Raw genomic sequence first — 18,746 nt, forward strand, 5'->3', positions numbered from 1 at the left:
TTAGAACTGCACGCGCGGCGGCTCGGCGATGGCGGCCGGCTCCGTGACCTCGAAGAACTCGCGCTCGTGGAAGCCGAGGCCGCGCACGAAGAGCGTGTTCGGGAAGACCTTGATCTTCGTGTTGAGCTCGCGCACGCCGCCGTTGTAGAAGCGCCGCGAGGCCTGGATCTTGTCTTCGGTGTCGACCAACTCGGACTGCAACTGGAGGAAGTTCTGGCTGGCCTGCAGCTGCGGGTACGCCTCGGCGACCGCGAAGATCGACTTCAGCGCCTGCTGCATGTGGTTCTCGGCGGCACCCGCCTCGGCCGGACCCTGCGCCTGCAGCGTCTCGGCACGCGCCCTGGTGACGTTCTCGAAGACCGCCTTCTCGTGCGCCGCGTAGCCCTTGACCGCCTCGATGAGGTTGGGGATCAGGTCGGCTCGCCGCTTGAGCTGCACCGTGATGTCGCTCCACGCCTCGTCGACGCGCACGTTGAGCGTCACGAGGGAGTTGTAGGTGGCCCACAGGTAGATGCCGATGATGAGGAGGAGTACGACGACGATGATGACGGGGATGAGCCATTCCATGGCACGGACTCCTAGCGCTGCGGCGACTGTCGGGGTGTGGAATTCATCCTACCGATCGGTCAGGCGGCGGCAGTGAGCTTCCCATGAGACTCGAAGGGAAGCCGCGGCGGGCTCCGGGCGTAGGCTCAGCCTGTGGAGCAGCGTGAGGGGCCGCGCCGACGCGGGCGACCGCGAGGCGCCAACCCCGACGACACGAAGGCGCGCATCCTCGCGGCGGCGGCCGCCGAGTTCGGCGAGCGCGGCTACGAGGCGGCGTCGATCCGCTCGATCGCCCGCCGCGCGCACGTCGACCCGCGCCTCGTGCACCACTACTTCGACGACAAGTCCGCGCTCGTGGCCGAGGTGGTGGCGGTGCCGCTCCGCCCCGACCGCATCGTGCAGGGCGCGCTCGACGGGCCGATGGACGAGCTCGGTGCCCGCCTGCTGCGGGCCGTGCTCGCCGCGTGGGGCAATCCGAAGGTGCAGCCCGCGGCGGCCGCCGCGATGCGATCGGTGATGGCGCAGGGGCCGGTCTCGCGGATGCTGCGCGAGTTCCTCCGGCGCGAGATCATGCTGCGCCTGGCCACGCGGCTCGGTGACGCCGAGGACGCCGAGCTGCGCGCGGAGCTCGCCGCATCGCAGGTCGTCGGCATCATCATGGTGCGGTACGTGCTCGCGTTCGAGCCGGTCGCGTCGATGTCCGACGACGAACTCGTCGCACGCGTCGCGCCGGTCGTGCAGTTCCATCTCACGGGCGACGCGCGGATCCTTGACAGCACCGTGGCACCGGCGCACAATTCAGCACATGATGAATAACGCGGATGCCGCGACGAGCGGGCCCGCCATCGTCGTGCACGACCTGCACGTGAAGCGGGCGAAGACGCCCGTGCTGCAGGGGCTCTCGCTCGCCGTGCCGAAGGGGCTCATCGTCGGCCTCCTCGGCCCGAGCGGCAGCGGCAAGACCACGCTGATGCGCTCGATCGTGGGCGTCCAGGTCGTCCAGTCGGGCACCATCGACGTGCTCGGCCTCCCCGCCGGCTCGAGGGGGCTCCGCCGCCGCGTCGCGTACTATACGCAGCAGGCCAGCGTGTACGACGACCTCACCGTGCGGCAGAACCTCTCGTACTTCCGCAAGGTGCTCGGCGCTCCGGCATCCGACATCGACCGGGTCATCGAGCGCACCGACCTCGGCTCGGTCGCCGGCCGGCTCGCCGGCTCGCTCTCGGGCGGGCAGCGCGGCCGGGTCTCGCTGGCCGCCGCCCTCCTCGGCGACCCCGAGGTGCTCGTGCTCGACGAGCCGACGGTGGGACTCGACCCGGTGCTTCGCGTCGAGCTCTGGCAGCTCTTCCACGAGCTCGCCGCCGACGGTGCGACCCTCCTCGTCTCGAGTCATGTCATGGACGAGGCCAAGCGGTGCGACCGGCTCCTGCTCATGCGCGACGGCGAACTGCTCGCCGACGACACCGTGCAGGGCGTGCTCGCGTTCACCGGCACCGACGACGTCGAGGAGGCGTTCCTCCGCCTCATCGGCCGCGGGGAGCCCGACCTCCAGCCGCACGACGGCGAATCGGGGGATGCGCCGGTGCATGTCGCGAAGCATGCCAGGGCGGCCGACGACGTCGGAAGCGAGGCGACGCGATGACCCTCGTCCGCACGTTCTCGACCGCGGGCCGCGTGCTCACGCAGATCCGCCACGATCCGCGCACCGTCGGCCTGCTGCTCGTCGTGCCGAGCCTGCTCATCGGGCTCGTCGCCTGGATCTTCACCGACACCGACGTGTTCCAGACCATCGGGCCGGCGATGATCGCGCTGTTCCCGTTCATCGTCATGTTCCTCGTCACGAGCATCTCGACGCTCCGCGAGCGGCGCAGCGGCACGCTCGAGCGGCTGTTCTCGATGCCGCTCGGCAAGGGCGACTTCATCCTCGGCTACGCGCTCGCGTTCGGCTTCCTCGCGGTCTTCCAGACGGCGATCGCGGTGTCGTTCGCGGTGTTCGTGTGCGGCCTCGAGATCGAGGGCTCGATCTGGCTGCTGTTCGCCGTGACCGTCGCCGACGCGCTGCTCGGCACCGCCTTCGGGCTGCTCGCGAGCGCGTTCGCCCGGACCGAGTTCCAGGTCGTGCAGTTCATGCCGCTGCTGGTGTTCCCGCAGATCCTGCTCGGCGGCATCTTCATCCCGCGCGACCAGCTGCCCGAGGTGCTCGAGGCGATCAGCGACTGGCTGCCCCTGAGCTACGCGATCGACGCGCTCACGGCCGTCGCCGACGGCTCCGAGGATGCCGCCTGGATCTGGGCACGCATCCTCGCGATCGGCGCCTGGATCGTCGGGTCGATCGTGGTCGGCTCGGTCACGCTGCGTCGGCGGACGCCGTAGCGCCGGCGTCGGGGGCGGCGTCGGCCGCGGCATCCGCTCGTCCCGTGCCGAGCACGCGGTCGAGGTAGGGGTTCGCGAAGCGACGCTCGGGGTCGAGCTCGTCGCGCACCCGCAGGAAGTCGTCGAACCGCGGGTACACCTCGCGCAGGGTCTCGGCCGACTGGGTGTGCATCTTGCCCCAATGCGGGCGGCCGCCGAAGCCGCGCATGAGCTGCTCGACCGCCGCGAAGTACTCGGTGGGGTCCTCGCGGTGGTACCGGTGCACGGCGATGTAGCCGGTGTCGCGACCGTGCGCCGTCGAGAGCCAGTTCTCGTCGGATGCCGCGGCGCGCACCTCGATCGGGAAGCTGACGCTCCACCCGTTCCGCTCGATGAGCTCGCGCACCCCGCGCACCGCCTCCGGGATCGCCTCGAGCGGGATCGCGTACTCCATCTCGCGGAAGCGCACCGTGCGGTTCGTGGTGAACACCTTCGGCGAGAAGTCGGTGAAGTCGCGCTCGCCGGTGAACGTGTCGACGAGCCGGGCCAGCCTCGGGGTGATGCCGGGCTGCAGGTGCCCGTGCAGGCACATCGCCCGGTAGGCGCCGTTGGCGAGGAGCTCGTCGTCGATCCAGCGCGACACCCGCCCGAGGGGCTTGCGCGGCGCGTCGCCCGGCAGGCGCGTGTTCGTCTTGGTGAGCGCGGTGTCCGTGTGCGGGAACCAGTAGAACTCGAAGTGGTCGTGCTCGCGCACGCGGTGGATCCACTCGTCGAGCACGAGGCCGAACGGCTCCTGGCGCTCGACCGCGTGCAGCACGAACCGCGGCACGAGCTGCAGCGTCACCTCGACGAGCACGCCGAGCGCGCCGAGGCCGAGGCGAACGGCGGGCAGCAGCTCGGGGCGCTCGGTCTCGCTGATCGTGATGAGCTCCCCGGTGCCGGTCACGAGCTTGGCGGCGACGATCTGGGTCGCGAGGCCGCCGAACGCAAGGCCGGTGCCGTGCGTGCCGGTGGAGGTGGCGCCCGAGATGGTCTGCCGGTCGATGTCGCCCATGTTCTGCAGGGCGAGGCCGTACGGCGCGAGCAGTTCGGGGAGCGCGTGGAGCCGCGTGCCGGCGGCGAGCGTCACCCGGCCGGTCGCGACATCCGCGTCGATGACGCCCGACAGCTCGGTGAGGTCGAGCTGCACGTCGGGCGCGAGGGCGATGCCGGTGAAGCTGTGGCTCGCGCCGATGGGCTTGATGCGCAGGCCGGATGCCGCGGCGGAGGTCACCGCCCGCTGCACCGCGCCGGCCGTGGCGGGCCGCTCCACCCGCAGGGGCCGCACCGACTCGGTGCGCGCCCAGTTGCGCCACGTCGCTCCGCTCGCCGTCACAGGAACGCCTTCCCCTCGCCTCGATAGGTGGGCACGGTGTCGACCACCTCGTCGCCGTCGACGACGGCGAACTCGTTCAGGTGCTCCGACAGCTCGCCCGACTTCGTGTGCCGGAACCACACCCGGTCCCCCGCGCGCAGCGCGCGCGCCGCCGCGCCCGTCACGGGCGTCTGCACCTCGCCCGCCGACTCCCGCCCCAGCAGCTCGAGGCCCTCGGGCCACACGATCCTCGGCACACGGTCGGCCGCGGGCGGCCCCGACGCGATCCACCCGCCGCCGAGGATGGTGGCGTGCTCGGGGCTCGGCGAGCGGACCACATCGAGCGCGAACGCCGCGGCCGGGGCGGGCGTGAAGTGGGCGTACCCGTCGAACAGGTGGCCGCCGAACAGGCCGGAGCCGGCCGCGATCTCGGTGACCGAGGGGTCGGCCGAGGTGACCTCGAGCGAGCCGGTGCCGCCGCCGTTCACGAACTCGAGGTCGGCGTGCTCGCGCACCGCCGCCACCGCGCGGGCCCGGCGCTCGACGAGCTCGGGCATCGAGCGGGACTGCATCCAGCGGTTGATCGCGCCGTCGACGGGCCTGCCCTTGGGCCGATTGGTGACGCCCGCGATCTGGGCCTCGTACGACATGACGCCGACGAGGCGGAAGCCCGGCCGCTCGGCGATGTACGCGGCGAGCGCGCCCGCGTCGGACGGATCGTGCACGGGCGACCGCCGCACGCCGAGGTGCCCGAGCACGGGCGCGTTCCACGAGGCGTCGAGCTCGAGGCACACGCGTACCTCCTCGCGGCGGCCGGGCGGCAGCACGTCGTCGACGAGGTCGAGCTGCTGCGGCGAGTCGACCATGAGCGTGATGCGGCCGGCGAGGCCGGCGTCGGTCGAGAGTCGGCGGATGCTTCCGCGCTCGGCCGTGGGATAGCCCACCACGAGGTCGTCGATCGTGTCGGCGAGCCAGAGCGCCTCGGCGAGCGTGTAGGCCAGCACCCCGTGGTAGCCGGGCTGCGCGAGGAGCGACTCGATCACGCTGCGCACGCGCACCGACTTCGACGCGATGCGGATGGGCGTGCCCGCCGCGCGGCGGGTCATGTCCTCCGCGTTGTGCCGCAGGGCGCCGAGGTGGATCGCGCCCACGGGCGCGTCGAGCTGCCGGGTGGCGGCGGTGAGGGCGGGCCAGTACCGGGACGGGTCGGTCCAGGGCGCGGCATCCGTCGTCGCGGGGCCGACGCGCAGGTCGAGCGAGGCGGTCATCGCACGCTCCGCACCCGGGCCACGGCGAGCGCGCCGCCGAAGGCGAACACGGCCGAGAGCACGAAGACGAGCACGAACGACCCGGTCATGAGCACCGCGGCGGCGCCGATGAGCGGCGCGATCGCCTGCGGCACGGCGGAGGCGATGTTCATGATGCCGAGGTCCTGGCCGCGCGTCGCGGCATCCGGCAGCACCTGTGTGGCGAGCGCCTGGTCGACCGAGAGGAAGCAGCCGTAGCCGAGCCCGAGGAGGCCGGCGGCGACCATGGCGACCGAGAGGTCGGGCACGATCGCGAGCAGGAGCGCGGCGACGCCCTGCAGGCCCGAGGCGAGGAACACGAAGGCCTTGCGTCGCCCGAGCCGGTCGGAGAGCCTCCCGAGGCCGAGCGAGGCGAGGATCACGAACACCATGTAGATGAGCGTGAGGATGATCAGGTCGTCCTCCGCGTGCTCGTCGTCGAGCTGGAACATGAGGAAGTAGAGCAGCAGGCTCGTGCCGAGCGCGTTGCCGATCGAGACCATGACGCGGCTGAGCAGCGTCCAGCCGAAGTCGGGGTGCTTGCGGGGGCTGATCCAGAAGCCCGCGATGATGTGCTTCGCCGACACCCGCGTGCGTTCGGTCGCCGTGAGCGGCTCGTCGTGGCGGAACAGGAACGGCACGGCGAGCACGACCAGGATCGCCGCGAGGAGCGCGTAGCCCGTCACGCGGTCGGTGACGAGTTCGGTCACGAGCAGCAGGCCCACGATGATGCCGACGGCCTGCGGCGCCGACATCCATCCCGACACGAATCCGCGCTGGTTCACGGGCACCTGGTCGGAGATCGTCGCGGTGAGCGCGGCGGTCATGATGCAGAAGCCGACGGATGCCGCGACCCACGCGGCGCCGATCGCCCACATCTCGGACTGGAACCCGAGGAGCACGAGCGAGACCGCGAACACGAGCGCGCCGATCAGGATCCACGGGCGACGGCGGCCGAACCGCGACGTCGTGCGGTCGGAGAGCGCTCCCGTCAGCGGATACGCGATGATCGTCGCGAGCGCGGCGACGCCCGAGATCGCGCCGAACGCGACGACGCTGTCGACCCAGTTCTCGGGATGCAGCCGCTCGTCGACCTGGGCGGGCAGCAGCAGTTGCACGGGTGTGAGCTGCGCCATCCAGATGCCGAACCAGGCCGTCGCGAACGCGGTGATCCAGCCGGCGCCGACGCGTCGGGTGGGTTCGCCGAGCGCCGCGGGCGCGGTGGCCGAGTGGCCGGCGGGCGCGTCGAGGTGGGTCATCGGGGGTCGGCCATTCTCGAGAGGGCGTCCGCGGCCGCTGCTGCGACCGCGCGAGCGGCGGCGTCGTCACGGTCGACGAGCCAGGTGAGCGTGAGCCCGTCGGTGAACGCGACGAGCACGCGCGCCGCCAGGGCGACGGGCACGCGCCACGCGGCATCCGCCACGCTCGCGGCGAGCTCGAGCGAGCGCTCGGCGAGCTCGACGTACCGCGCGTACTGCGCGAGCGCGAGCGGATGCCGGTCGGGCGACCGCAGCGCGTACTGGGTGAGCTCGAGCATCGCCTGCTCGTGCTCGGGGTCGGCCCTGAGGTGCTCGAAGTAGCGGAGGATGCCCGCCTCCAGGATCTCGCGGAGGCCCTGGCCGGGCACCACCTGGGGCATGACCGCCGCCTGCTCGCGGGCGACGACCGTGGCGATGAGCTCGTCGATGAGCTCGTCGCGCGAGTCGAACGCGTAGTGGAAGCTCGCGAGCGACATGTCGGCCTCGGCGACGATCGCGCGTGTGGTCGCCTGCGCGATGCCGTGCTGGGACACGACGCGCAGGGCCGCCTCGATGAGCGCCGCACGGCGCTCGGGTGCGGGGATGCGGGCCACGCGGCTCCTCTCGACTCCGTTGCCGACCGAAGTGGGACGATCGTCCCAGTCGCACCAGTATGCACGAAACGGACCCGCGGTGCACGCCCGCACGGCTACGCTCGCACCATGCGCCTCGGTGTCCTCGATGTCGGATCCAACACCGTGCACCTGCTGGTCGTCGACGCCCATCCCGGTGCCCGCCCCATCCCCACGGCCTCGCACAAGGCGGTCCTTCGCCTCATGCGGTACCTCGAGCCCGACGGCGCGATCAGCGACGAGGGCGTCGTCGCCATCCTCGACGCGGTGGGCGGTGCAGCGGATGCCGCGCGCGAGGCCGGCATCGAGGAGCTGCTGCCGTTCGCGACCTCCGCCATCCGCGAGGCGGCGAACGGCGAGGAGGTGCTCTCCCGCATCGCGCGCGAGACCGGCGTCGAGCTGCAGGTGCTGTCGGGCGACGACGAGGCGCGGCTCACGTTCCTCGCGGTGCGCCGCTGGTACGGGTGGTCGGCCGAGCGGATCCTGCTCTTCGACATCGGCGGGGGCTCGCTCGAGATCGCGAGCGGCGCCGACGAGGTGCCCGACGTGGCGGAGTCGCTGCCCCTCGGCGCCGGTCGGTCGACGGTCGCGTTCCTCCCCGACGACCCGCCCAGCACCGAGCAGGTGCAGGCGCTGCGCGAGCATGCGGCGGGCGTGCTCGAATCCGCGCTGCCCGACTTCGCCCACCTGCCCTCGCCCGACCACGTCGTCGGCTCGTCGAAGACCATCCGGTCGCTGGCACGGCTGGCGGGGTGGACGGAGGAGGGTGTCGGCTCCGAGGAGCGGAGCATCCTGCGCCGGAAGGGCCTCGACGACTGGATCCCGCGGCTCGCGCGCATCCCCGCCGACGCCAGGCCGGCGCTGCCCGGCATCACGGCCGACCGCACCTTCCAGATCGTCGCGGGCGCCGTCGTGCTCTCCGAGGCGATGAAGGCGTTCGACGTACCCGAGCTCGACGTGTCGCCGTGGGCGCTGCGCGAGGGGCTGATCCTGCGCCGGCTCGACCGGATGAGCTGAGGGCGGCGCGCGGCATCCGTCGCGTTTCGGCGCCGGCTATGCGTCGAGCCGCGGCGGACGCGCGAGCACCGGCGGATGGTCGCCGTGACGGTGCACGATGCGCCACCCGTCGCCGAGGCGGCGGTAGACGTGCGTCACGCGGATCGTGATCTCGCCGGGGTCTCCCCCGTCGACGCGCACGACGCCCCGCTCGAACCCGACGGTGTGGGCCGTGTCCTCCCCGACGTGCACGAGGTCGTACTCGGGCACCAGGGCACCCTCGCTGAACCGGCTCGCCACCCAGTCGAGCGTCGCCATGACGTCGTCGTACCCGCGCTCGATCGTGCCGAAGGCGCCGAACAGCGTGACGTCGTCGGTGGTCGCCCAGCACGAGCGGTACGGCGCGGGGTCGCCGCGCCCCATCGCCCGCAGGCCCTCCGCCGTCCGCGCGAGCGCGTCCTCGAAGCCGATCTCCCCCACGTCGCCTCCCCGATTCCGGCGTGACGCTCCGCCCGCCGCGATGGATCCGATGCGATTATCGGTGCTCGCTCCGGCATCCGCCACCGCCTGGGGCCCGGCCCGAACGGGCGCTCACGGGCCCGCTGCGACCGAGGCCGCTCGCACGCGCTGCCTGATCGGCGTGAAGATCCACGCCGCGACGAGCGCGAGCGCGACGCCGAGCAGGGTCAGCCCGACTCGCTCGAGGAACCAGTGCGAGGCCGACTCGGTCTCGTCGAGCAGCAGCATCGACAGCACGAGCACCGTCGAGAAGAACGGGAAGACGTACCAGCGGCTCCCCGACGTCCCCGTGCCGACGGCGAGCGTCACGAGCACCAGCACGGCGATCACGGGGTCCGACGCGGAGAACGCGGCGATGGTGCAGGCGACCACCGCGCCGAGCACGACGGATGCCCCGCGTCCCCAGCCGCGGGCGTCGAGCTGACGCCGATCGGGGCGGCTCACGAGCAGGGCGGCGGTGCACGCCCAGCCGGGGTGGTCCACGCCGAACGCGAACCCCAGCGCCGCGCCGGCGGCGCCGGCCAGCCCGATCTGCACCCCGTAGACGAGCATCGTCGTCCGTGACGCGGAGACCCGCGGGGGTCGGGGCGCGCGCTCCCCCTCGGTCCAGGCGAGCGAGACGAGCCAGCCGTAGACGGATCCCGCCACCATGAGGAGCCCGGCCGCGAGTCCCGTCCACGAGGATTCGGAGAGTCCGGCGCCGTACAGCGGCAGCCCGAGCATCTGCATCAACGGAGCGAGGCGGCGCGAGGGATCGGCGGTCATCGCGGCCACGACGACGCAGAGCACGAACACCATCAGCACGGCGAGCACGGCACGGCCCGCGACCACCGACCCGAGGAAGATGGACGCGCCCGCGACCACTCCGACGAGGATCACGAGGGCGCGCTCCCGACGCGTGCTGCGCAGGCCCAGGGCCGCCGCAGGAAGCACGCCGACCGCGAGCGGCAGTCCGAGCGACGGATCGAACACGCATGCCACGACCGCCGGCAGCGCGAGCAGCACGCCGTGGGCGACGTTCCGCCACGACCAGGCGATCGGGCGCGGGGAGTCCATGCGACCACCCTGCCGCATCCGCGGCCGATCGGGGGCGACATCCGCGAGCCGGCGTCGCGTCGCCCGGCTCGCGGTGTCGACCCGCGCTCGCTACGAGCGGAGCGTGTGCGAAGGCGGCCGTCCGTAGGCCGCCCGGTAGTGGCGGGCGAAGGCCGCTGCGTCCCGGTAGCCCCACGCGCGGGCGACGGCGGCGATGGTCGTCGACTCGGCGTCCGCTCGCGCGAGCTCGGCGTGCGCGCCGGCGAGGCGGGCGCGACCGAGCAGGTCGGCGGTGGTCGACCCCGCCGTCGCACGGAGGAGCTCGTCGAGCACCCGCGTCGGGACGCCCACGGCACGCGCGACGTCATCGGACGTGATCGGCTCGTGGGCGTGCTCGTCGAGGTAGGCGACCGCCCGCCCCCGAAGCCGCTGACGGCGACCCATCGCCGCGAGGCGCACCTCTGGTTCGCCGGCGAGGCGGAACGCCTCGAGCGTGACCATCGCGAGGTGACGACGCGTCGTGGCATGCACGATCGGCATCGCGTCGAGCGCCGGGTCGCGGAACACCGCCGCCGCCAGTTCCGCCGTGGCGATCCAGAACCGCTCGAGATCGGGCGACACGGGGTCGGGGCCATCGAAGCGGACGTCGACGTCGGGCATGCCGTACGCGTCGGCCGCGAACCCCGCCATCGCCCCCGCGTCGAAGCTCATGAGCTGGAGCGACGCGTCGGCCTGGCGGCTCCGGATGCGGTCGCCCGGCTGGCAGAGGAACGGGTGGTTGCCCATGCCGCGCTCGTCGCCGACGGACCACGCGAACTCCCCGGCGGTCGGCAGGACGACGAGCACCTCGTCCCCCATGATCGAGGCCCCCTCGAAGCTGCCCTCGAGTCGCATCCGCACCTCGTTCACGCCCGCGTCGCCGTCGAGCACCTGCGTGAAGCGCCCGAAGGAGCTCAACTGCTTCAACGCGCTTCCCGGGTAGGTGTCGCGCACCACCTGGTCGGCGACGCCGGGGTCCCGGGTCTCCCAGCGCCAGTGCAGCACCTCCGCACTCACGAGCGACCACGCTGCAGGGTGACCCGCGGTGTCTCGCCGAACAGCCCCCGGTACTCCCCCGCGAATCGGCCGAGGTGCGCGAATCCCCACGCACGAGCCGCGGATGCCACGGTGGTGTCCGCATCCGGATGTCGCAGCTCCTCGCGGGCGCCGTTCATCCGGACGATCCGGAGGTACTCGTAGGGCGTGGTGTCGAGGTGACGCCGGAACGCCGCCTGGAGGCCGCGCAACGAGAGCCGGGCGGCGTCCGCGATGTCGGCGATCGTGATCGGCTCGTGCGCGTGCTCGTCGACGAAGGCGACCGCGCGCTGCGTGCTCGCGGGCATGGCCCCCCGGCCGTCCACCGGACGATGCGACGACGGCGGGAAGAACACCGCGAGGAGCATCCGCACGCAGAGCTCCTCGGTGGTCGCACGGATGAGCTCGTTCTCGAAGGCGCCGTCCGCGCGGAAGAAGTCCCGCACCAGGTAGTCCTGGAACCGGTTCCACTGGTCGGCGAGCGGCTGGGACGGCGCCCGCACCAGATGCTCGCCATTCGGGCGCTCGTCGGAGTGGACCCGCAACTCGATGTACTCCTCGACCGTGCTGGCGGGAATGAGCATCGCCTGCGCATCGACCTGGTCCCACGTACTGGCGAGCGGAACCCCGGGAAGGATCAGGACGGGACGCTCCGTCGTGGTGACCGTGCGTCCGTCGGAGACCGACATGGGGCGGCCGATGGTCCTGGCGATCACCGCTCCGGGCGTGCTGTCCTGGCCGGCCGAGGACCCCATCGAGAACACGAACTCGACGAGGTTGAACCGCGGGTCGCCGTCGAAGCGCTCCTCGAGGATCAACGACGTGGCGCCGCGCGGGCGATGCACGCGAATCGACGGATAGACCGCGCGCAATCGCGCCTCCGCCTCGTCGAGGTCGACCGTCGTGGCGTGCAGGTGCGTGACGGTCATCCCGTCCTCCCGTCGGCGCACCCCGTCCCATTCATCCGTATTACGCACGCGTTTCACAGCGGATCGTACCAACTGTCCCGCATTCGGGGGGAATCCCACCGGAGCGCGTAGCGTCAGCCTTGGGGACGGACTATCCGAGATCCGCAGCAGGTCGTTGCGTCACGCGGGTTCGCGTTTCTGGAAAGCCGGACGTCCACCATGGGAGCACTGCACCTTGACGGAGTGGGGCCGATCGTCGTCGATGATGAACTCCTCGACCACGTCTTCACCGTCATCACCACGAAACTGCGACGCCACGAGCCGGTCCTGCTGAGCTGGGCCGACGAGGTCGGGCAGGAGCAGCGGGTGTTCATCACCCACATCACCTTCATCCGCGCCGAATTCGACACGGCCACCCGCTCCGCCCGCGACAAGCACTGGCTCGACCGGTTGATGATCGCGGTCAACAGCAACGCCGGCCTGTCGCTGAGCGCCGCGATCGCCGACCGGGACACCAACCGCATCCCGACGGAACCGATGCCGTCGCAGCCGCGGCACCCCGGCGTGGCGACGTCTCCGGCCGCCTGAACCTCCCGCGCGTCGACCACCCCGCACGCCGGCAGCCGCCCGGCGATGTGCGGCTCCTCGGCGCGCCCGGAGCCGCCGTCCAGAGCGGCGACGCGAGGCTAGCGAGCGTGTCCGGCGTGGTCAATCCCCTGACATCGCCCGCGCCCCCTTCGTAGCGTGGGAGACGGTCGGATCCGCGGCTCGATGACCTGTGGGGTCGCATCGGATCCGGCCGCGAAGGCGGTGATGATGACCGGTTGGAACATGGACACGCTCGCGAACACGGCCGGACCGGGCGCCGTGACGATCGTGGAGGGAACCTCCTTCTGCGTCTCGGGCCCGAACGGCGACATGATCCCCGAGCTGCCGCACGGGGCCTTCTACCGGGACACGCGGGTGGTCTCGAGGCTGACGCTGCTCGTGGACGACACGCCGGTGGAGCCGCTCTCATCGATCACGCCGCATCCGTATCGCGTCGTCATGGTCGGACGCGCCGGACACGTGCCGGGCCGCGCCGACACGCCGTTGATCGTCGAGCGCGACCGCCGCGTCGGCGCAGGGCTGCTCGAGACGATCACCCTGCGGAGCTTCTCGCGCGACCCGCTGGCCTTCCGCGTCGAGGTGGTCATCGAGGCGGACTTCGCCGACATCTTCGAGGTGAAGGAAGGGCGTGCCGCCCGACGGCCGAAGCGCATCGAAGCCGACGGACCCGGACGCTATCGCATCCGCTCGGCGCACGCGGTGAACCACGGCCTGCTGGTGATGGCTGAGGGCGCCGAGCTCGTGGGCGGTCGCCTCTCGTTCGACGTCGTGCTCGATGCCCGCGGCGAGTGGTCGCGCACCGTGCGGGTCGTCCCCGCCGAGGAGGTGCCCGATCTCGCCGCTGCCCCGGATGCCGAGGAGGACGTGCTCACCGAGCCGGCACGCCGGTTCATGGCCTGGCAGTCGGGCTCGCCGGTCTCGTCGCTCGAGGACGACGCCATGGAACGCGCCATCCGCCAGAGCCAGCAGGACCTCGGGGCGCTCCGGATCTTCGATCCCGCGCATCCCGATCGGCCGGTGGTCGCCGCGGGCGTGCCGTGGTTCATGGCGCTCTTCGGCCGGGACTCGCTGCTCACCTCCCTGATGGCGCTTCCCCTCGACCCGGCGTTGGCGCTCGGCACGCTGCAGACGCTCGCAGGCCTGCAGGGCGAGCGCGAGGATGCCTCCTCCGAGGAGCAGCCCGGGCGCATCCTGCACGAGGTGCGCCTCGGCGCCACGACGAACCTCGCGCTCGGCGGGCGGTCGGTCTACTACGGCACCGTCGATGCCACGCCGCTGTTCGTGGTGGTGCTCGGCGAGCTCGCCCGGTGGGGCGGACTTCCCGACGACGACGGCGACCTGCTCGACGCGGCCGATCGCGCGCTCGACTGGGTGGATCGCTTCGGCGATCGCGACGGCGACGGCTTCGTCGAGTACGAGCGCCTCAACGACCACGGTCTCGTGAACCAGGGCTGGAAGGACTCCTGGGATGGCATCAACTTCGCCGACGGCACGCTCGCCGAGGCGCCGATCGCGCTGTGCGAGGTGCAGGGGTACGTCTACGCCGCCTTCGTGGCCCGCGCGATGCTGGCGAGGCTCCGCGGCGACGACGGGGCTGCCGACCAGTGGACGGAACGCGCGGCCGAGCTGAAGCGCGCCTTCAACGACGCGTTCTGGCTTCCGGATCGCGGCTGGTTCGCCGTCGCCCTCGATCGGGAGAAGCGACCGGTCGACGCGAGCACGTCCAACATGGGCCACTGCCTGTGGAGCGGGATCGTCGACGACGACAAGGCGGCCGCCGTCGCCGAGCGCCTCCTCTCGCCCGAGATGTTCAGCGGGTGGGGCGTGCGCACGCTCGGCACCGACATGGGCGCCTACAACCCCGCGAGTTACCACAACGGCTCGGTGTGGCCGCACGACAACGCCATCGTCGCGGCCGGGCTGATGCGGTACGGATTCGTCGAGGAGGCCAACCGCATCGTCTCGGGCCTCTTCGAGGCGGCATCGTACTTCGGCGGACGCCTTCCGGAGCTGTTCTGCGGCTTCGACCGGGAGCACTATCCCGAGCCCGTCTCGTATCCCGCGTCGTGCTCGCCGCAGGCGTGGGCGGCGGCCACCCCCCTCTCGCTCCTGCGAACGACGCTCCGGTTCGATCCGTCGCTCCCGACGGGCGAGGTCTGGGTCTCCCCCACGTCGGCGGCCACGTTCGGCGACATCCACCTGCGCAACGTGCCGTTCGCCGGACGCCGCATCTCGCTGGACACCTCGCGGTCCGGCACCTCCGTCGCCGGTCTGCCCGCCGGCGTCACCCTGCACCACGAGCCGATGCCGTCGGCCGCGGTGCCGACCCGAAGGGAACCCACATGAGAATCGGCATCATCGCGCCGCCCTGGATCCCGATCCCGCCCCCGGCCTACGGCGGGATCGAGTCCTTCATCGACACGCTGGCGCGCGCCCTCGACGAAGCCGGCCACGACGTGGTGCTCGCGGCATCCGCCGACAGCACCTCGCCGGTGCCCCGACTCGACGGCTTCGAGCCTTCCGATCCCGAGACGATGGGCGTGACCGCCCATGAGCTGCGCCATCTTCTGCGCGCGTTCGCCGGGCTCTCCGACGTCGACGTCATCCTCGACAACACGCTCGCCGGACCGATCATCGCGAAGACCGCCACCACGATTCCCGTCGCGACCGTGGCGCACGGCCCGCTGATCCCGCTCGAGCAGGAGCTGTACCTGGCGGCGGCGGACGACGTCGCCTACGTGGCCATCTCGCACAACCAGGCGTCGCTCGCGGCTCCCGTGCCGATCGCCCGGGTCATCCACCACGGCATCCGCGTGCAGGACGTGCCGGTCGGTCCCGGCGGCGACACGGCCTGCTTCGTGGGCCGGATGCATCCGTCGAAGGGCATCCCCGAGGCGATCGAGGCGGCGGCCATCGCCGGCATCCCCCTGCGGATCGCCGCGAAGATGCAGGAGCCGGCCGAGGAGGAGTACTTCGAGGAGGTCGTGCGCCCGGCGCTCGGCTCGAACGCGGAGTACCTCGGCGAGCTCTCGGCCGAGGAGAAGTACGTCCTCATGGGCGAGTCGTGCGCGCTCCTCAACACGATCCAGTGGGACGAGCCGTTCGGCCTCGTGATGATCGAGGCGCTCGCGACGGGCAGCCCGGTGGTCGCGACGCCGCGCGGATCCGTCCAGGAGATCGTCGAGGAGGGCCGCACGGGGTTCGTGCGCGGGACGCCCCGCGACCTCGCCGAGGCGCTCCAGCGGGTCGGCGAGCTCGACCGCGCGGCGTGCCGCGAGTCCGCCGAGACGCGATTCTCGGCCGCACGGATGGCCGAGGACTACGTGGCCCTGTTCGAGGACCTCGTGCGCCGCCCGCATCCGCTCGATCGCGCCGGGGCCGCCCGGCCGGCGGCGGTGACCCTCGAGGGGCCCAGCCCCGCGGGATAGCGCGCGTCGAGACGGTGGCGCCGGCGCCGGAGGACGACGCCGGCGCTACTCGGGGCTGACCGCGCCCTCGTGGTGCGGCGTCCCGACGGGCTTGGATTCGGAGCTCCCGCGCTGGCGGAGCACGATCGAGAGCGCCACCATGCTGCCGACCGCGAGGAACTCGGACTGCCAGTTCTGCAGCGTGCGGTTCCAGAAGTCGGCCGACAGGAGGTATCCCCCGAGGGTCAGGAGCTGCTGCCCGTGCTGGGCCTTTTCCTGGTTGTAGACCGTGTGCCCGGCGATGCCCTGGGCGAGCCACGACAGCACGAAGATCGCGCCCATCGTGATGAGCAGCGAGTTGCTGTACACGACCTGGCGCCAGCCGGTCGCCTTCGCCCACTTCGGCGAGTCTGGTTCGGCGTACCTGCCGACCTTCTGCTGCTCGTCGGACCCGATCCCCTCGTGTCCGGGCTTCTTCGACTCGGGCGAGCCGTCCTGCACGAGCCAGATGGTGGCGAAGATGAAGAGGAAGAACTGCAGGTACTCGGACTGCCAGTTCTCGGCGACGTCGACGACGAAGTCCGACGACGTCACGAACTGCGCCCACGTGACGACCTCGCCCCCGTGTGCGAGCTGCTCCTGGTTGAACTGGACGAGCCCGGCGATCGACTGCCCGACGAGGGCGAGCAGGAAGATCACGGCGAAGAAGATGCTGAGCGAGTGCTGTCGGAGGCGCATGCGGATCACCGTCCCGAGAGTGCGATGGCGTACATGTACAGGAGGCCGACGGCGATGGCCGCCAGCCATGACGTGAACACGACCTTCATGCCGTGAACGTAACGCCGGGGTGCGGTCGCGGGCATGGGCTTGACGAGCGCCGACGCACTCACTCGGCCAACGTGACCAGCATGCGGTCCTGCGGCAGTGCGGGGATCCGGCGCAGGCTGATCCGCAGGTCCTGCGGCGGCACGGTGTACGGCGCCGGGTCGGCCGTGGCGAACTCGAGGAAGCGCTCCATGAGGGCGATGGTCGCGCCCTCGCCGGGACAACGGTGCCCGGTCGCCGCGTCGCCGCCGCCCTGCGGCACGAGCGCGTCGGGGTCGTAGACCCACGTGATGAAGCGGTCGGGATCGAACCGGCCGGGATGGGTCCAGATCCGCTCGTCGTGGTTCGTGGCGTAGAGGTCGAGCACGACGCGCTTGCCGACCTCGAACTCGTGCTCCCGCCAGGTGAAGCCGCGCCGCACGGTGCCCGCGATCACCGGGAAGAACGGGTAGAAGCGTCGCACCTCCTGCACGAACCGGTGCCGGGCGGCCGCATCGCCGCGTAGCGTCTCGCGCCAGTGCGGATGCCGCTCCAGCGCGTGCCCCGTGAACGCCACGTATCGCGCGACCGCGACGATGGGCCGCAGCAGGTTGATGAGCTCGACGGCGGCGATGTCGAGCGGCGGCTGCGAACCGTCGTGGTCGTGCAATCCGGCGACGACCGAGATCGGCGACCCGGCCGGCACCTCGAGTTCGCCGTCCCGCACCATCCCGAGCACGGCCTCCGCCCAGCGCTCGACGCGACGACGTCGGAGCCGGGCGATCCAGTTGCGCGGGCCGACGCGGGCGGCCGCGTCGACCATCTCGGCCAGCGGCCCGGCGAGCCGGCGCGGGTCGGCCGAGCCGGCGGGCAGCCCGGTCCACTCGAGTGCCGCACGGGTCAGCACCTCGACGCCGAGGTCGTACAACGACCGCGTGCGACCCGCCTCGCGGGCGGCCGCGGCCGCCCATGCGCGACCCGAGGCCTCCGCCATCCGTGCGGCCTCCGCATCGCCGAGGAGCCGCAGGAACGCGGCCTTGCGATGATCGTGTGCTGCATCCTCGAGCGTCTGGACGCTGCCGTCGTCCTGCAGCAGGTGCGCGACCGACGTCGGGATCGCACCTGCCCGGGTCATGCTGCGCGGGTCGTAGAACATCGCCGCAGCCTCGCGACCGTGCACGACGACCGTGGGGCGACCGAGGAGGCGCGTCCGGAACGCGTCGGTGCCGAATCGCTCGAAGCGCCGCGTGCCGTACGCGTAGCCGTCGCGGAGGAAGGCGAGCGAGTCGTCGGCGGTCTCCCGATCGTGGACGTACGAGGTCGGTTCGGTGGTCGTCTGCGGGAGGTCCATCCGCCCATGGTCGCGGTCTCCGCCTCGGCGCGGACAGGGGCTTGACGATGGGTCGGCAGTCGGATGCGGCCGCTCCGGTCGTCGCTCAGCGGTCGAGGCGGAAGCTGGTGGGGCGCCCCATTCGCGCGCACTGCGCGCGCGGGTTATACGCGCCCGGTTGCGGCATCGCAAGGGACTTCATCGGCTTCCTCGGGGCTACGTAACGTGTTCGAACCCGAACCGACGGGCTGTCGCTGCTCCATGGCGGAATCGAGCTCGTCGGCCCCAGATACAGGAAGAGGGCAGACGATGACCAGCAGTTACCTGTCGAACACGCCAGGCGGCGTCACCGCCGCCGACGACACGACCTCGGACCGGTCCGGTGATCTCCGCGACGACGTCGCCACGCTCGCTTCGGATGCCGGGGACGCCGGCCGGCACGTCGTGGACGTGGCCAAGGACGAGACCCGCTCGGTCGCCTCGGAGACCAAGGACCAGGCTCGCCGGTTCCTCGGCCAGGTGGGCGACGAGCTCAGCAGCCAGGCCGCCACGCAGCAGACCCGGTTGGCTGGCGGGCTGCGCTCGGCGGGCTCCGAGTTCTCGGAGATGGCGAGCGCCTCGACCGACTCGGGTTACGCCTCCGAGCTGGTGCGCGG

20 protein-coding genes are annotated in these 18,746 nt (G+C 71.9%); 8 read left to right on the forward strand and 12 right to left on the reverse strand.

Translation table 11 applies throughout. From position 1 onward, the window contains the following. Entirely contained in the window at positions 1–567 is a 567-nt protein-coding gene (locus ACFVN5_RS12885; protein WP_376955603.1) for a LemA family protein, read from the reverse strand. Positions 568–699: 132 nt separating this feature from the next. Here ACFVN5_RS12885 and ACFVN5_RS12890 point away from each other — a divergent pair, with 132 nt between their 5' ends. From ACFVN5_RS12890 to ACFVN5_RS12900, 3 genes are read left to right on the forward strand one after another with little or no spacing between them, the layout of a single operon-like run. Further along, entirely contained in the window at positions 700–1,362 is a 663-nt protein-coding gene (locus ACFVN5_RS12890) for a TetR family transcriptional regulator (RefSeq protein WP_376955604.1), read from the forward strand. After that, the gene (locus ACFVN5_RS12895; RefSeq protein ID WP_376955605.1) at positions 1,352–2,188 is read left to right on the forward strand and encodes an ABC transporter ATP-binding protein; all 837 of its coding nucleotides are present in this window, start codon (positions 1,352–1,354) and stop codon (positions 2,186–2,188) included. The genes ACFVN5_RS12890 and ACFVN5_RS12895 overlap by 11 nt, the downstream gene beginning before the upstream one ends. Further along, on the forward strand, positions 2,185–2,919 hold the full coding sequence (locus tag ACFVN5_RS12900) for an ABC transporter permease (RefSeq protein ID WP_376955606.1): 735 nt from the start codon (positions 2,185–2,187) through the stop codon (positions 2,917–2,919). Before ACFVN5_RS12895 ends, ACFVN5_RS12900 begins: the two co-directional genes overlap by 4 nt. On the opposite strand, the gene ACFVN5_RS12905 is transcribed toward ACFVN5_RS12900, so the two are convergent. The 4 genes from ACFVN5_RS12905 to ACFVN5_RS12920 are packed head-to-tail and all read right to left on the reverse strand — an operon-like array spanning position 2,894 to position 7,390. Continuing rightward, a complete protein-coding gene (locus tag ACFVN5_RS12905; protein WP_376955607.1) occupies positions 2,894–4,273 on the reverse strand; it encodes a D-arabinono-1,4-lactone oxidase in 1,380 nt (459 codons plus the stop codon). The genes ACFVN5_RS12900 and ACFVN5_RS12905 overlap by 26 nt on opposite strands. Further along, positions 4,270–5,520 carry an alanine racemase gene (locus ACFVN5_RS12910; RefSeq protein ID WP_376955608.1) on the reverse strand — a complete coding sequence of 417 codons (1,251 nt, stop codon included), beginning with the start codon at positions 5,518–5,520 and terminating at the stop codon, positions 4,270–4,272. Before ACFVN5_RS12910 ends, ACFVN5_RS12905 begins: the two co-directional genes overlap by 4 nt. Then, positions 5,517–6,797 (reverse strand): MFS transporter, encoded by a 1,281-nt coding sequence (locus ACFVN5_RS12915; RefSeq protein WP_376955609.1) that lies wholly within the window; start codon positions 6,795–6,797, stop codon positions 5,517–5,519. Before ACFVN5_RS12915 ends, ACFVN5_RS12910 begins: the two co-directional genes overlap by 4 nt. Beyond that, the gene (locus tag ACFVN5_RS12920; RefSeq protein ID WP_376955610.1) at positions 6,794–7,390 is read right to left on the reverse strand and encodes a TetR/AcrR family transcriptional regulator; all 597 of its coding nucleotides are present in this window, start codon (positions 7,388–7,390) and stop codon (positions 6,794–6,796) included. Before ACFVN5_RS12920 ends, ACFVN5_RS12915 begins: the two co-directional genes overlap by 4 nt. A gap of 108 nt (positions 7,391–7,498) precedes the next feature. Here ACFVN5_RS12920 and ACFVN5_RS12925 point away from each other — a divergent pair, with 108 nt between their 5' ends. After that, positions 7,499–8,425 (forward strand): Ppx/GppA phosphatase family protein, encoded by a 927-nt coding sequence (locus ACFVN5_RS12925; protein ID WP_376955611.1) that lies wholly within the window; start codon positions 7,499–7,501, stop codon positions 8,423–8,425. Positions 8,426–8,461: 36 nt separating this feature from the next. Here the strand turns inward: ACFVN5_RS12925 and ACFVN5_RS12930 are convergent, their stop codons facing one another. The 4 genes from ACFVN5_RS12930 to ACFVN5_RS12945 form a co-directional block, all read right to left on the reverse strand. Continuing rightward, positions 8,462–8,884, reverse strand: a complete 423-nt coding sequence (locus tag ACFVN5_RS12930; protein ID WP_376955612.1) for a YybH family protein — start codon at positions 8,882–8,884, stop codon at positions 8,462–8,464. 111 nt (positions 8,885–8,995) lie between these two features. Next, the gene (locus ACFVN5_RS12935) at positions 8,996–9,979 is read right to left on the reverse strand and encodes an FUSC family protein (protein ID WP_376955613.1); all 984 of its coding nucleotides are present in this window, start codon (positions 9,977–9,979) and stop codon (positions 8,996–8,998) included. Between the two features lie 90 nt (positions 9,980–10,069). Further along, the gene (locus ACFVN5_RS12940; protein WP_376955614.1) at positions 10,070–11,014 is read right to left on the reverse strand and encodes a helix-turn-helix transcriptional regulator; all 945 of its coding nucleotides are present in this window, start codon (positions 11,012–11,014) and stop codon (positions 10,070–10,072) included. Next, positions 11,011–11,961 (reverse strand): helix-turn-helix transcriptional regulator, encoded by a 951-nt coding sequence (locus tag ACFVN5_RS12945; protein ID WP_376955615.1) that lies wholly within the window; start codon positions 11,959–11,961, stop codon positions 11,011–11,013. Before ACFVN5_RS12945 ends, ACFVN5_RS12940 begins: the two co-directional genes overlap by 4 nt. A 222-nt stretch (positions 11,962–12,183) precedes the next feature. Between ACFVN5_RS12945 and ACFVN5_RS12950 the strand changes: the two genes are divergently transcribed. The 3 genes from ACFVN5_RS12950 (at position 12,184) to ACFVN5_RS12960 (ending at position 15,977) form a co-directional block, all read left to right on the forward strand. Next, entirely contained in the window at positions 12,184–12,528 is a 345-nt protein-coding gene (locus tag ACFVN5_RS12950; protein ID WP_376955616.1) for a hypothetical protein, read from the forward strand. A 228-nt stretch (positions 12,529–12,756) separates the two neighbouring features. Further along, positions 12,757–14,895, forward strand: coding sequence for a glycogen debranching N-terminal domain-containing protein (locus tag ACFVN5_RS12955; protein WP_376955617.1), 2,139 nt, complete (start codon positions 12,757–12,759; stop codon positions 14,893–14,895). Further along, entirely contained in the window at positions 14,892–15,977 is a 1,086-nt protein-coding gene (locus ACFVN5_RS12960) for a glycosyltransferase (protein ID WP_376955618.1), read from the forward strand. The genes ACFVN5_RS12955 and ACFVN5_RS12960 overlap by 4 nt, the downstream gene beginning before the upstream one ends. Before the next feature lie 45 nt (positions 15,978–16,022). On the opposite strand, the gene ACFVN5_RS12965 is transcribed toward ACFVN5_RS12960, so the two are convergent. The 3 genes from ACFVN5_RS12965 to ACFVN5_RS12975 are packed head-to-tail and all read right to left on the reverse strand — an operon-like array spanning position 16,023 to position 18,111. After that, a complete protein-coding gene (locus ACFVN5_RS12965) occupies positions 16,023–16,694 on the reverse strand; it encodes a DUF6766 family protein (protein WP_376955619.1) in 672 nt (223 codons plus the stop codon). Positions 16,695–16,699: 5 nt separating this feature from the next. Next, positions 16,700–16,846 (reverse strand): hypothetical protein, encoded by a 147-nt coding sequence (locus tag ACFVN5_RS12970; protein WP_376955620.1) that lies wholly within the window; start codon positions 16,844–16,846, stop codon positions 16,700–16,702. Further along, a complete protein-coding gene (locus ACFVN5_RS12975; RefSeq protein ID WP_376955621.1) occupies positions 16,843–18,111 on the reverse strand; it encodes a cytochrome P450 in 1,269 nt (422 codons plus the stop codon). Before ACFVN5_RS12975 ends, ACFVN5_RS12970 begins: the two co-directional genes overlap by 4 nt. A 288-nt stretch (positions 18,112–18,399) precedes the next feature. Between ACFVN5_RS12975 and ACFVN5_RS12980 the strand changes: the two genes are divergently transcribed. Further along, positions 18,400–18,746, forward strand: a 347-nt coding sequence (locus ACFVN5_RS12980) for a hypothetical protein (RefSeq protein WP_376955622.1), incomplete at its 3' end; no start/stop codon positions are given.

The sequence above is a fragment of the Agromyces sp. NPDC057865 genome (genome assembly GCF_042796995.1).
Classification (GTDB): Bacteria; Actinomycetota; Actinomycetes; order Actinomycetales; family Microbacteriaceae; genus Agromyces.